Here is a 13,158-nt window from a genome sequence, read left to right as displayed (position 1 = left end):
ATCCCCCAATCAGTCCCCTCTCCCTCCGGGAGAGGGTTAGGGTGAGGGGCTTTTCAAACGGGCAAATAAATCCCGAAGGTATTCATCCCCCGATCACTGCGCACAAACACATCCCCACCATGCATAAGCGCAATCGCCTTGACGATCGCCAGCCCCAACCCATGGTTATTGCCACTGTTACTGCGCGACGCATCGACCCGATAAAAGCGCTCGAACAAGCGTGGCAAATGCTCACTGGCAATCGGCGAACCGGGGTTGGCCACACCAATACTCACCTGATGCTCTTCAACCTCGATTCGCACCTCGATCACCTGTCCCGGCCCGGTGTGCTGCACCGCATTACTCAACAAATTGATCAACGCCCGGCGCAAATGCGCGACCTCGATCTGCACCTGCGCATCGCCGCTGACCTGCACTTCAACCTGCGCATCTTCAAGAATGAAATCCAGATATTCCAACGTCGTCGCCACCTCATCAGCCAACGAAGTGGATGTGAGTTTGGTCGCCTTGTTGCCCTGATCGGCACTGGCCAGAAACAGCATGTCATTGATGATCGAGCGCAGCCGTTCCAGCTCTTCCAGATTCGATTGCAGCACCTCGAAATAATGTTCGGCAGAACGCCCACGGGTCAGCGCCACTTGCGTCTGCCCGATCAGATTGGTCAGCGGTGAACGCAGTTCATGGGCGACGTCGGCGTTGAACGACTCCAGCCGCGAGTAGGCCTGTTCGACCCGTTCCAGCGTCGAGTTGAACGAGTCGACAAACTGCTCCAGCTCCGGCGGGAGCGGCGACAAACGCAAGCGCCCGGCGCGTAGTGGTGGCGCCAGACGCTGGGCTTCATGGGACAGTTTGATCAACGGTTTGAGACCAATCCGCGCCACCCAATAACCCAGCGCCGAAGCCATCAGCACACCGACAATCGCCAGCCCGATCAGCGCGATCAACAGGTTGTGTTGAGTCTCATGAAACGTCTCGGTATCAATGCCGATCATGAAGCGCAGCGGCGGGCGCTGATCCTTGGCCGGCAGTTCGGTCAGCAGCACTTTCAGTGGATAAGGATGGTCGGCCAACTGCAAGTCATGCATGCCCAGCGGGCCTTGGGCGAAGGCACGAATCGCGGCATCCGGCTGACCGTATTCGTAACCCGGATCAGCACTCACCACCCAGAACCGAATACGTTTGTCCTCTTCGCCGAGCAGTTTCAACTTGGCGTTTATCTTCAGCCAATGCTCCGGCGTGCCGAAGCGATTGAGCGCCGATTCGAGCACGCTGTAGCGCGCATCCAGCTCGGCTTCCGGCAGTAATCCCAGACCTTTGTCGACCTGCTGATACAACGCACCGCCGATCAACAGAAACACCAGCAGCGCCACCAGCGTGAACATGCCACTGAGGCGCAGGGCGATCGAATTACTGGACACCACGGCTCTCCAGCACATAACCCATGCCGCGAATGGTGTGCAGCAGTTTCTCGTCGAACGGCCCGTCGAGCTTGGCGCGCAGGCGTTTGATCGCGACTTCGACGACGTTGGCGTCACTGTCGAAATTGATGTCCCAGACCATCTCGGCGATGGCGGTTTTCGAGAGGATTTCACCTTGCCGGCGGGCCAACACGCTCAACAGCGAGAACTCTTTGGCGGTCAGATCCAGACGCGTGCCGGCGCGGGTCGCCTTGCGGCTGATCAAATCTATCCACAGGTCGGCGATGCTCACCTGCACCGGTTCATGGCCGCCACTGCGCCGGGTCAGCGCTTGCAGGCGCGCGACCAGTTCAAGGAAGGAAAACGGTTTACCGAGGTAATCGTCGGCGCCGTCGCGCAGGCCTTTGATGCGGTCTTCGACGCGTTCGCGGGCGGTGAGCATGATCACCGGGGTCTGCTTGCGCGCCCGCAACGCGCGCAGTACGCCGAAGCCATCGAGGCCCGGCAACATGACGTCGAGGACGATCACCGCGTAGTCGCTTTCCAGCGCCAGATGCAGGCCTTCGACGCCGTCGCGGGCCAGATCCACGGTGTAACCCTGTTCCGTCAGACCGCGGTGCAGATAGTCCGCGGTTTTTTCCTCGTCTTCGATAATCAGAACGCGCATGACCCGCCTCAGTCTGTGGTTGCTAGCGCTGGTAAAGGCGCGGGCTTAGGCCGATGGAACAGCCGCTCAAGCCATAAGTATATGACCGGCGTGGTGAACAGCGTCAGCATCTGGCTGACCAGCAAACCGCCGACCACCGCGATCCCCAGCGGTTGGCGCAGTTCGGCGCCGGTGCCGTAACCGAGCATCAGCGGCAGCGCGCCAAGCAGGGCGGCGAGGGTGGTCATGATGATCGGCCGGAACCGCGTGATGCATGCTTCGAAAATCGCATCCTGCGGCGACAGGCCTCGGTGGCGCTGCGCCTCCAGGGCAAAGTCGATCATCAGGATGCCGTTTTTCTTGACGATACCGATCAGCAACACCAGGCCGATCAACGCCATGATCGAAAAGTCCTGACCGCAGATCCACAGCATGATCACCGCGCCCAAGCCTGCCGCCGGCAGCGTCGAAATGATCGTCAGCGGGTGTACGAAGCTTTCATAAAGCACACCGAGAATGATGTACACCGCCACCAGCGCCGCGAGAATCAGCCACGGCTGACTGGCCAGCGAACTCTGGAACGCCTGCGCCGCGCCCTGGAAATTGCCGCTGATCGCCGCCGGCATGCCGATCTCGGCCTTGGCCTGATTGAGCAGAATCACCGCATCACCCAACGCCACGCCGGGCGCGAGGTTGAACGACAGGTTGGCGGCGGGGAACATGCCGTCATGCGCGATCGACAACGGGCCAATGGTCGGCGCATCGAATTTGGCCAGCGCCGACAGCGGGACCATCTCGCCACTCAGCGGTGAGCGCAGGTAGAAATAGTTGAGGCTTTCGGCCTTGCCGCGTTGTTTGGTGTCCAGTTCCAGAATCACGTTGTACTGATTGACCTGAGTCTGGAATTCGTTGATCTGCCGCTGGCCAAAGGCGTCGTACAGCGCCTCATCGACATCGCTCGCGGTCAGGCCGAAACGGGCGGCGGCGCTGCGATCGATGCTGATATGGGTGATGCTGCCGCCCAGTTGCAGGTCGTTGGAAATATCGCGGAACGCTGGGTTGCTGCGCAGTTTTTCCGTGAGGCGTTGCGTCCATGTCGCGAGGGTCGCGCCGTCGTTACTCTTCAGCACGTATTGGTACTGCGCACGGCTCGGGCCAGAGCTGAGGTTGATGTCCTGGCCGGCGCGCAGGTAGAGGACGATGCCGGGGACTTTCATAAGTTGCGGACGGATACGGTCGATGAACTGGCTGGCTGAAACATCACGGTCGCCACGTTTTTTCAGGGCAATCCAGAAGCGGCCGTTGGCGATGGTCTGGTTGCTGCCGGAGACGCCGACTGAATGGGAGAACGCCTGCACGGCCGGATCAGCGGCGACGATTTCGGCCATCGCCAGGTGTTTTTTCACCATGTCGCCGTAGGAAATATCCGCAGCGGCTTCGGTGGTGCCGAGGACGAAACCGGTGTCCTGCACCGGGAAGAAACCTTTGGGGATAAAGATGTAACCGCCGATGGCCAGCGCCAGCGATAAACCGAATACGCCGATCATCAATTTCTGATGCTCGAGGGCGCGGCGCAGGCCTTTCTCGTACCAGCCGAGCAAGCGTTCGCTGAAGCCCGGTTTGGCGTGGGCGTGATGCACCGGTTTGCGCATGAACAACGCCGCCAGCGTCGGCGCCAGGGTCAGCGAGACCACCACGGAAATCATGATGGTCGAGGTCGCGGTCAGGGCGAATTCCTTGAACAGTCGCCCAACCACGCCGCCCATGAACAGCAGCGGAATAAACGCCGCCACCAGCGAGAAACTGATCGACACCACGGTGAAGCCGATCTCGCCCGCGCCCTTGATCGCCGCTTCGCGCATATCGTCGCCGGCCTCCAGATGCCGGTGGATGTTTTCCACCACGACGATGGCATCGTCGACCACAAACCCCACGGCCACTACGATCGCCACCAGCGTCAGGTTGTTCAGGCTGAAGCCGAGGATGTACATCAAAGCAAAACTGGCGATCAGCGACACGCCGAGCACCGCCGAAACAATCAGGGTTGCCGACAACTGGCGCAGGAACAGCGCCATCACCGCGACCACCAGCATGATCGCGATCAACAGGGTGATTTCCACCTCATGCAGCGACGCGCGAATAGTCTGGGTGCGGTCGATCAGGGTTTTAACCTGCACCGAGGCCGGCAGCATCGCTTCGAGACCGGGCAGGGCGGCTTGAATGCGGTCAACGGTTTCAACGATGTTGGCGCCGGGCTGGCGCGAGATCACCAGGTTCACACCGGGTTGATCACCGGCCCAGGCTTGCACGTAGGCATCTTCCGAACCGTTGACGACTTTGGCGACATCGCGCAGGTGAACCGGGGCGCCATCCTTGTAGGAAACGATGAGTTGGCTGTAGTCCTCAGGGTGGAACAACTGGTCGTTGGTCGACAGTGTCGAGATGCTCGATTCGCCGTACAGCGCACCTTTGGCGAGGTTGAGGCTGGTCTGCTGGATCGCCAGACGGATGTCGGCGAGGGTCAGGCCGATCGCTGCGAGTTTGTCCGCCGAGGCTTGTACGCGAATCGCCGGACGTTGCTGACCGGTGATGTTGATTTGTCCCACGCCGTCGATCTGACTGATCTGACGCGAGAGCAGGGTTTCCACCAGGTCGCTGAGTTCGGTGCCGGGCATTTGCGTCGAGCTGACGCTGAGGATCAGCACCGGGCTGTCGGCCGGGTTGACCTTCTTCCACGTCGGCAGCGTCGGCATGTCCTTGGGCAGTTTGCCGGCGGCGGTGTTGATCGCCGCTTGGACTTCCTGGGCGGCGGTGTCGATGCTTTTATCGAGGGTGAATTGCAGGGTCAAAAGGCTGGAGCCGAGCGCACTGCTGGAGGTCATCTGGGTCATGCCGGGGATGGCGCTGAATTGCACCTCCAGCGGCGTGGCCACGGACGAGGCCATGGTGTCGGGGCTGGCGCCGGGCAACTGCGCGGACACCTGAATCGTCGGAAATTCCGCTTCCGGCAGTGGGGCGATTGGCAAGCGCGGGAAGGCAATCAAACCGACCAGCACCAGAGCGATGGTCAGCAGGATTGTGGCGACTGGGTGATCGATGCACCACGTGGAGACGCCTTTGTGCGCCTTCATGGTTTCGGCTCCGCCTGTACCACTTGCGGCGGCTCGCTCATGACTTGCACGGTCGAACCGGGTTTAAGCCGCGACTGGCCGTCGGTGACTAGCACGTCACCGGCCTTCACGCCTTTGATGATGTCCTGGCCGCTGCCTTGATAAACCATCTGTACTTGCACGGCTTCGACCTTGTCACCGTTGACCCGATAAACGAAGTGTTGATCGAGGCCACGTTGTACGACGGTGGGCGGGACGACCAGCGCATCTTTGTCGAGGGCTGTCTGAATTTTTACCGTGACCAGCAGGCCGGGCCAGAGCTTCTGGCTGGCGTTGTCGAATTCGGCCTTGGCGCGGATGGTGCCGGTGTTGGCGTTGATCTGGTTGTCGATCAGGGTCAGGTGCCCTTCGCCGAGCAGGTTGCCGGTTTCGCCATCGGTGTCGGCGCCTATGTAGGCCTTGACCTGCGCGCGTTGCGGGTCGTTGATCAAACCTTGCAGGGTCGGCAGCATTTGCTGGGGCAGGGAGAATTCGACGGCGATCGGGTCGATCTGGGTGACGGTGAACAGGCCTGCGGTGTCGGTCATGCGCAGGAAGTTGCCTTCGTCGACTGTGCGAATACCGACGCGGCCGGTGACGGGGGAGCGGATTTGCGTGTAGGAAAGTTGTACTTGCGCGGCGTCGATCGAGGCTTGGTTGCCTTGGGCGGTGGCTTTCAGTTGGTTGACCAATGCTTGTTGCTGGTCGTAGGTCTGCTTCGAGATGCCGTCGTCGACGGTGAGCAGTTTGTAGCGTTTGAGGTTGACCAGGGCGACTTGCAGTTGCGCCTGGCTTTCGCCCAGTTGGGCGCGGGCCTGATCGAGGCTGGCGCGGATGGAGCGGTCGTCGATGGTGGCCAGTAGGTCGCCTGCTTTGACGAACTGGCCTTCTTTGACGAGGATTTTGGTGAGGATGCCGTCTATTTGTGGGCGCACTACGACGCTGTGTAATGAGAGTACGGAGCCGATGCCGCTGGTGTAGCGGGGGACGTCTTTTGCGCTGACGGCGATCACTCGCACGGGGATGGCGGTGGGGGTGGCGAGTTTGGTGGGGGCGGGTTTCAGGGCGTACCACAGACCTGCGCCTGCGAGGACGATCAATAGGGTGGCGAGCAGGGCTTTGTTCTTTTGGATTCGCATGCGGGGTGGGCGCCGGACGGAGTTTGGGCAGGGTTGTTGTCTTTATAAACCTGTCTGCGGGTCAGTAGGGTGACGGCTAGCTGTCAGCGCTGTCAGTTTCGTTGTGTACATATCCGTTGCTGCGGTAATGGCGGCTTAGGGTTCCGCCCTTACGGCGGGTCACTTTTTCCAGACGCCGAAAAAGTAACCAAAAAGGCTTGCTCCTGCGTGCGGCCCGCTCGCTGGGGCTCGGGGTTCCTTCGCTCCGGGATCGATCCGGGCGCAGCGTCTACGGTTTGCTTCGCTGCACCTCCTCTCGCTGTGTTTGGCTGCGCCAAACGGTCGCTGCGCTCCCACGCCCGGATCAATCCCTCCACTCAGCCTTCCGACGTCGCCCGTGGATCAAGATCAAGAGCAGGCGAGCTGACACTCGGCCTATTGAGTGGTGAAGAGCACGGCGCGCACGGCTTTGGTTTTTGTGGTGCTCTTGCCCCTCACCCAGCCCTCTCCCGAGGGAGAGGGGGCCGATTTGTGTGCTTTTCAGAATCTGAGTTCAACGCGGTATCGCACGTCGGCGTAGCTCTCCCAAACACCACGGTCAGTTCCCTCTCCCTCCGGGAGAGGGCTAGGGTGAGGGGCTTTTGATCTGTTTCAGAATCTGAGCTCGACTCGGTATTTCAAGTCGGCGTAGCTCTGCCAAACGACTCGGTCAGTCCCCTCTCCCTCTGGGAGAGGGCTAGGGTGAGGGTTGGCTTTTGGCTGTTTAAATTTGTGTCAAATAACCAGAACCTTCCCACAAGCTTTTCAGGTTGTCCGTCGGACGTGCGCTCTCTAGTCTTTGGTTGTCGCCGAAAACTCGGCGATCGGGTGTGAGAACCCTGAAAAATTAGTGATTCAGTCCATCAGTCCGCATAATTGCTGGCGGCTTGTCCGCCGCTTGCAAATGCTTCATGGCGGCTGTGTGCGGGCAGACTTCGGTCTGGCCGGTTTCCTATTTTTCCGGTTTCTCACCCCGCACATAGCTGCCACCCACTTCGCCGCGTGAGAAACGGCAAGGGATGGCTCCCATTTGCAAAATAGGGTTTCCAATGACTAAGCCAGTTCCAGATCCATCCATCGATCCCACCACCCCACTCGAAGACGCCATCCGCGCCGACGACCAGATCAAAACCCGCGAAGCCATCAAGCGCGCGCTCGATTTCTACCTCTGCCCCGAACCGGTCAAGCCGCGTCAGCCCAGTACGATGTTCCTCATCCACCCGAACATCGACACCGAAAGCCTGCTCGCCCACGCCTGCGAATCGCTGGCTTCAGCCAATGTCATGGCCGGTGATCTGGCCGATCAGCTCAGTCGCCCGCAGCGCAGTACGGCGCTGGCGATCCAGCAGATCGTCATGCTCGCCGAGCTGGCGGTGAACCGGGCGCTGGATCGGGTTGATCCACAAACGTAATCCGTCTGAACACCGCGTCATCGTTCTTCGCGAGCAGGCTCGCTCCCACCGTTTGAAGCGCAGTCCACCTGTGGGAGCGAGCCTGCTCGCGAAGACGTCTGATTGGGCACCCCATCTCTAACGGCCATTTTTTGTTGAGCAGTCCCAAAAAGGGACCGATCAGTCCCAATCAGGGACCTATTTGCCCACTACGCTTCTCAAGATCCGTCCCTGCACGCGGATAAACATTGTGTAGCCCGGGTTCTCTGGGCCGCTCACCCCGGGAGTGTCTTGAAATGAAGCTGAAAACCGCTCTGCCGTCTGTGCTTCTGTTGCTTCCACTCATAGCCTCCGCCGCGCCTGCCAGTCAATCCGGCGAGATCCGCTTTACCGGGCAAATTGTCGATTCGGGCTGTCAGGTCGGACTGGTCGGGGCGTTTGCTGATCGTGAGTCTCGCCAGATCGAAATCAAACCTGGCGTGAAAGTCGATGTCGACTCCGATCGCAACGCTTGCAGTCATCAGTCGCTGCCGATTTCCATGCGCTACGAAGCGCTGAAGACCTCGACCGACAAAGGCATCGTCATCATCAGTTACCTGTAAACCGTTCGGCGTGCGCTGCAAATCTTCAGGTGCCCAACCTTGGCGCACAGGTATACTGCGCGCCTTCGCGGCTCACTGATCGGGCCCGACTTTTTGCTTTCCGGAGCTTTTATGACTTCCCCGACCCTACCGCCGGTTGACGACGCCGTGAGCGATGTCCCGGCTGAACTGGCCGACACCAGCGATACCAAAGCCGATATCCCGGCCTTCAAATTTCCGTTCAAACCGGGCGAGCTGGCCTCTGCCAAAGGCTCGAACCAGCCGTGGTACAAGAACGGCGCCAAGAATGGCCACACCAAGACCCCGGGGATGGCGCCGCCGGGTACCCGTCGTTCGATGGGCAAGCGCTGATCTGTTCTTGAGGTAATCGCACCAAGACGCGGAATATTCCCACAGAGATAGCAGATTCGCCCTCTGGGAATCCAAGCGACCTTTCGTCAAAGATTCATGCCCCGTGAACGCTTTGATAAAGGTCGCTTCCATGTCTCTGGCAAAAATCCTGTCCGCTTTGTCGCTGTTAGCCCTGACCACCGGTTGTGTGTCGTCGACGGTCGAGCCGACGCTGCGGTTTGGCGTCGAACCTCTCGTACCCCCCTTCGAAAGTCGCAACGATAAAGGTGAACTGGTCGGACTCAACATCGAGTTGGGCAATGCCTTGTGCGCCGAACTGCAAAAACGTTGCGTGTGGGTCGATCAGGATTACGCGACCAATATCGTGGCGCTTGAGGCCAATCGTTTCGACGTGATCATGCCGATGACGGCCACCCCGGCGCGGCGGGAACGCATTGATTTCACTGACAACCTCTACCCGTTGAGCAGCCAGTTGGTCGCGCGCAAGGGGACGCATCTGCAACCTGATGCCAAATCACTCCAAGGCACACGTATTGGTGTGTTGGCCGGCACCAGTCGCGAGGCTTTCGCCAAGGCGCGCTGGGCTGAGTCGGGGGTGACGATTCGTAGTTTTCAATTCAACGATCAACTGATTGCGAGTCTGCAGAGCGGTGAAATCGATGCCACCTTGCAGGATTCCATCGAAATCACGCACGCATTCTTGAGCCGGCCGCAGGGTCAGGCGTTCGGTTTTGCAGGGCCGGCGCTCAAGGATCCGATGCTGGGCACGGGCGTGGCCATGGCTTTGCGCAAAACCGACAGCAAACTGCGTGATGAACTCAATGCCGCCCTCGAGCGTTTAAAACAGAGCGGCCAGTATCAGGCGATCACTGAGCGCTATCTGTCGTCTGCTATCAGTGACTTCCCCCGCTATCGAGCCAAGGCGCAGGATTTGCCGCTTTCCGATTCCGTACAGATTGGTGAGACGATCTACTTGTCCGGTGTGCTCGGGCTGGATGTCGATGGCCAACTGGCGGCGGGCGGGATTCGTCCGCAGATGGTTCAGGTCATGGAGAATCTGCGTAGCGCGCTGGACCGAAGTGGTTCATCTCTCGCGCATGTGGCCAAGTGCACCGTGATTCTCACCGACGTCAAGGATTTCGCCGGGATGAACGAGGTTTATCGCCGCTATTTCCCTGCCGACCGGTTACCTGCTCGCACGACGTTCGCGGGCAAGCAACTGGTGGTGCCGGGAGCTAAAGTGGAGCTTGAATGTCTGGCAGTGGCTGCCAGCTGAAAAAGTCGCAAGCGTTCCCGTCAGCCGTCGCTGCGTTGTGCGTGCGGTTGATGGCTAAATGCATGCCGGCGCAGGCGCTCAAGCACGGACAGTCGTGGATGGGCCTGGTGAAAAATCGTTGCAAGAACAGCGATCATTACAGCGGGATCAGCGAGCGGGCTCAGTTTTACTAGGAAATGCATTTCAAATGCAGGAGTGAGCCTGCTCGGGATGAGGCCGTGCAGACGCTAAAGAATCTGGATCAAGCCTCGCGCAACGAGATAAACGCATACGTCTGCGCCGGCTCCGTCACCACCTGAGCCCCGGCCGCCAACACCTGCCCGGCAACATCATCGCCCGACAGATGAAACACCCACTCACTCGGCGCAGTCGTCAACGGTTGCGCTGTCACCTGATCAATCACCGCCGCAAACGCATCCATATTCGGTAAGTACGCAGTAAACCCGTCACCCTTCAACGCCGTGGTGCGAATCCCCAGCATCGCGCAGATCGCGTCCTTGATGCCGACGTCATCGCGATCGGCCTGGCGCGAACGTTGAATCAATTCGACCAGTTCCTGATCAACCAACTCGCCGCCAGCGATCAATACCGGCCCCTGTTGCCAGGACTCCGGCGGGCAATCCTTGGCGGCAGGGTTGAGCGGGATATGCGGATTGATTTCCGCCGGATAAATGCGGCAGACCAACGGCCGTCGCTCGTAGATCCGGCACAACTTGTCTTCGTCAAGATTCCGACAGGGGCCGACGTTGTAAGCCGCGAAGGTGATTGCCACATGGGCGTCGGTTACGCCGCTGCGAACGACCGCTGAGCGACGTTCGGCATGTTCTCGCTGCTGCGCCGGCAGACCCAGGCCATTACCGAGAAAGGCCTCCACCAGCACAATCACCTGACCGCCATCCGCCGCCCACATGCGGGCTTCGGCCAAGGTCAGGGGAACATGGTGATCGGTGCAGCATTTGCCGCAACCTACGCAGGAAAACGTCGTATTCATTGAGCGATCTGTCTTCAATCAGGGTGTGAAACGGTGGCGGAAAACCACCGCACAGACGCTGATCGAAGCAAGTTATGCGCCACTCACCGGGCTTTGGCGGTCGGATGGATCGAGTCCCACTCGGTGACGAAGGCGGTTTTCGACTGTTTGTTGTACAGACACAGCTCGGTGCCTTGCTGGCCTTTCATGTGTTTTTGCGGGTATTGGCCTTGCAGCAGAACGGCGGTGTAGCCGACACGGTCGTCGAACTGTGCGGGCGTGCCGACGGGTTTGGCATTTTTCAGACCACTGGCCTTGGTGCAACTGGCGAGCACGGTTTTGTCATAGGCGGCCCAGGCGTCGGGGCTGGAGGCGTGGGCCTGGGAGGTGAGGGCGGTGAGGCAGAGGAAGCTTAAGGTGAGGGCTTTCATGGGGGGCATCCTTGGTCGTGGGTGGCCAAGGTTGGAGTCTGCCTGAGTGTTAGAAGTTGCCTGTGCCGGCCCTTTCGCGAGCAGGCTCGCTCCCACCTTGGAATGCATTTCAAAATGTGCGAGCGAGCCTGCTGGCGAAGACGGTCGATCAGTCCGGCACCAACTCCCGGCGGACCACATACATCCCGGCACTTTCATACAAGCGCTGCGCCCGCCGGTTGTCTTCCAGTACCTTCAGATCGACAAACCCTTCGCGCCGCTGCTGAAATACCTTGAATGCTTTGAGCAACAGCGCCCGGCCCAATCCGAGCCCCTGCATGCGCGGATGCACCACCAGATTCTTGATATATGAGCTGGTCCAGCATTGCGCCACGCCGACCACGCCTTCGGCATCGTGGGCAATAAAGCACAGGGTCGGATCGTATTCAGGATCGGTCTCGAATTGCTGCTGCCAAGTGTCCAGCGCCGGCACCCGGCCGCCACCTTCGCGGTAGCCGAGTTGCATCAAATGATGCACGTCCGGCGCGAGTTCGACGGAGTACGTGGCCAGTTCAATGCCTTGAGGCCAAAGCGCATCCGGCGCGTCCTTGGCAAGATCGCGCCGCATCAAAAAACAATACGTCTCGGCCAAGACTCAGTGCCCGTGTGCGGCGACGTGTTTGGCCGCTTCGATCAGGCAGTGAGTCAGCTCCGGCGAGGAGAACTTGGTCAACACGCCGTTCGCCCCGGCCAGCCGCGCTTTCTCGCTGTTCATCGCACTGTCGAGGGAGGTGTGCAGCAGCACGTATAAATGGGCGAAGTCCGGGGTCTCGCGCAGGGTGCGGGTGAAGGCGTAGCCGTCCATTTCGGACATTTCGATGTCGGAGACGATCAGGTTGATCTGCTGCGCCGTGCCTTGCAGGTCGAGCAGGCAGTCGATGGCTTCCTTGGCGCTGCGTGCGGTGTGGCATTGCAGGCCGAGGTTGCGCAGGGTGTGCACCGATTGCTGCAGCGCCACCTGACTGTCGTCGACCACCAGAATCCGCGCGTTGCCGAGCACATCAGCGTCTTCCATGCTCAGATCGGTCGGGGCCATTTCGATCTGCGCCGGGGCGATGCTGTGGATAACTTTTTCGATATCCAGTACCTGCACCAGCGTGCCGTCCACCGACGTCACGCCGGTGATGTAAGCGCGTGAACCGCCGGAGCCGAATGGCGGTGGCTTGATGTCGGTGGTCAGGCAGTGGACGATTTTGCTCACCGCTTGTACGTGCAGGCCCTGCTTGGAGCGGCTGACGTCGGTGACGATCAGGCAGCCGCCGTTCGGATCTTCGAGCGGACGCTCACCGATCGCGCGGCTAAGGTCGATGACCGACAGCGAGGCGCCGCGCAGGGTGGCGATGCCTTTAACGTGCGGGTGCGATTCCGGCAGCTTGGTCAGCGGCGGGCAGGGGATGATTTCACTGACTTTCAGCAGGTTGATCGCCATCAGCTTGCCGCTGCGCAAGGTAAACAGCAGAAGCGAAAGTGAGTCTGCGCGGGCTTTGGTGGAGGACATATGAACCTTCTGTGGAAAGGTGGTGGGCGAGGGTGGAAATCGCCAGAAACTATTGATGCCGGGTTATCGGCGTTAAAAGGTTGGGCTTTAGGTTAGTTGTCGGGTGGCGTGCAGATCAAAAGCCAAAGCCCCTCACCCCAGCCCTCTCCCGGAGGGAGAGGGGGCCGATCGGGGTATATTGTAGTAATTCACCGACCTGAACCTGCTCTGCCGAATCCATAATCGACTCG

At 59.9% G+C, this 13,158-nt stretch carries 13 protein-coding genes; 5 read left to right on the top strand and 8 right to left on the bottom strand.

The genetic code is table 11. The features are described from left to right. Nucleotides 1-53 precede the first annotated feature (53 nt). Genes ACW9IR_RS25875 through ACW9IR_RS25860 form a run of 4 tightly spaced genes read right to left on the bottom strand, consistent with a single transcriptional unit; the run spans nucleotide 54 to nucleotide 6,352 of the window. Nucleotides 54-1,418: a heavy metal sensor histidine kinase gene (locus ACW9IR_RS25875; RefSeq protein ID WP_102901563.1), complete on the bottom strand. Its 1,365-nt coding sequence runs from the start codon at nucleotides 1,416-1,418 to the stop codon at nucleotides 54-56. Further along, on the bottom strand, nucleotides 1,408-2,085 hold the full coding sequence (locus ACW9IR_RS25870) for a heavy metal response regulator transcription factor (protein ID WP_007916978.1): 678 nt from the start codon (nucleotides 2,083-2,085) through the stop codon (nucleotides 1,408-1,410). The genes ACW9IR_RS25875 and ACW9IR_RS25870 overlap by 11 nt, the downstream gene beginning before the upstream one ends. Nucleotides 2,086-2,093: 8 nt before the next feature. Continuing rightward, complete coding sequence (locus ACW9IR_RS25865; protein ID WP_457465470.1) at nucleotides 2,094-5,195, bottom strand: multidrug efflux RND transporter permease subunit; 3,102 nt, start codon at nucleotides 5,193-5,195, stop codon at nucleotides 2,094-2,096. After that, nucleotides 5,192-6,352: an efflux RND transporter periplasmic adaptor subunit gene (locus ACW9IR_RS25860; RefSeq protein WP_457465468.1), complete on the bottom strand. Its 1,161-nt coding sequence runs from the start codon at nucleotides 6,350-6,352 to the stop codon at nucleotides 5,192-5,194. The genes ACW9IR_RS25865 and ACW9IR_RS25860 overlap by 4 nt, the downstream gene beginning before the upstream one ends. A gap of 1,067 nt (nucleotides 6,353-7,419) precedes the next feature. Here ACW9IR_RS25860 and ACW9IR_RS25855 point away from each other — a divergent pair. The 5 genes from ACW9IR_RS25855 (at nucleotide 7,420) to ACW9IR_RS25835 (ending at nucleotide 10,163) form a co-directional block, all read left to right on the top strand. Beyond that, nucleotides 7,420-7,782, top strand: coding sequence for a DUF6124 family protein (locus ACW9IR_RS25855; RefSeq protein WP_102901566.1), 363 nt, complete (start codon nucleotides 7,420-7,422; stop codon nucleotides 7,780-7,782). Nucleotides 7,783-8,057: 275 nt separating this feature from the next. Further along, nucleotides 8,058-8,363: a hypothetical protein gene (locus tag ACW9IR_RS25850; RefSeq protein WP_102901567.1), complete on the top strand. Its 306-nt coding sequence runs from the start codon at nucleotides 8,058-8,060 to the stop codon at nucleotides 8,361-8,363. Nucleotides 8,364-8,474: 111 nt separating this feature from the next. Beyond that, nucleotides 8,475-8,714, top strand: a complete 240-nt coding sequence (locus tag ACW9IR_RS25845; protein WP_102901568.1) for a hypothetical protein — start codon at nucleotides 8,475-8,477, stop codon at nucleotides 8,712-8,714. 130 nt (nucleotides 8,715-8,844) lie between these two features. Next, nucleotides 8,845-9,990 (top strand): transporter substrate-binding domain-containing protein, encoded by a 1,146-nt coding sequence (locus ACW9IR_RS25840; RefSeq protein ID WP_457465465.1) that lies wholly within the window; start codon nucleotides 8,845-8,847, stop codon nucleotides 9,988-9,990. Next, nucleotides 9,966-10,163 (top strand): hypothetical protein, encoded by a 198-nt coding sequence (locus tag ACW9IR_RS25835; protein WP_457465463.1) that lies wholly within the window; start codon nucleotides 9,966-9,968, stop codon nucleotides 10,161-10,163. Before ACW9IR_RS25840 ends, ACW9IR_RS25835 begins: the two co-directional genes overlap by 25 nt. A 68-nt stretch (nucleotides 10,164-10,231) precedes the next feature. On the opposite strand, the gene ACW9IR_RS25830 is transcribed toward ACW9IR_RS25835, so the two are convergent. The 4 genes from ACW9IR_RS25830 to ACW9IR_RS25815 form a co-directional block, all read right to left on the bottom strand. Beyond that, a complete protein-coding gene (locus ACW9IR_RS25830; protein WP_457465462.1) occupies nucleotides 10,232-10,981 on the bottom strand; it encodes a YkgJ family cysteine cluster protein in 750 nt (249 codons plus the stop codon). Between the two features lie 83 nt (nucleotides 10,982-11,064). Beyond that, on the bottom strand, nucleotides 11,065-11,391 hold the full coding sequence (locus tag ACW9IR_RS25825) for a hypothetical protein (protein WP_457465460.1): 327 nt from the start codon (nucleotides 11,389-11,391) through the stop codon (nucleotides 11,065-11,067). A gap of 148 nt (nucleotides 11,392-11,539) precedes the next feature. Next, complete coding sequence (locus ACW9IR_RS25820; RefSeq protein WP_457465458.1) at nucleotides 11,540-11,998, bottom strand: GNAT family N-acetyltransferase; 459 nt, start codon at nucleotides 11,996-11,998, stop codon at nucleotides 11,540-11,542. Between the two features lie 27 nt (nucleotides 11,999-12,025). Next, a complete protein-coding gene (locus ACW9IR_RS25815; RefSeq protein ID WP_007916955.1) occupies nucleotides 12,026-12,928 on the bottom strand; it encodes a chemotaxis protein CheV in 903 nt (300 codons plus the stop codon). Between the last annotated feature and the right edge of the window lie 230 nt (nucleotides 12,929-13,158).

This window comes from Pseudomonas sp. SDT291_1_S447, assembly GCF_054070155.1.
The sequence above is the reverse complement of the archived record's forward strand: the minus strand, read 5'-3'. Positions and strand labels throughout refer to the sequence as shown.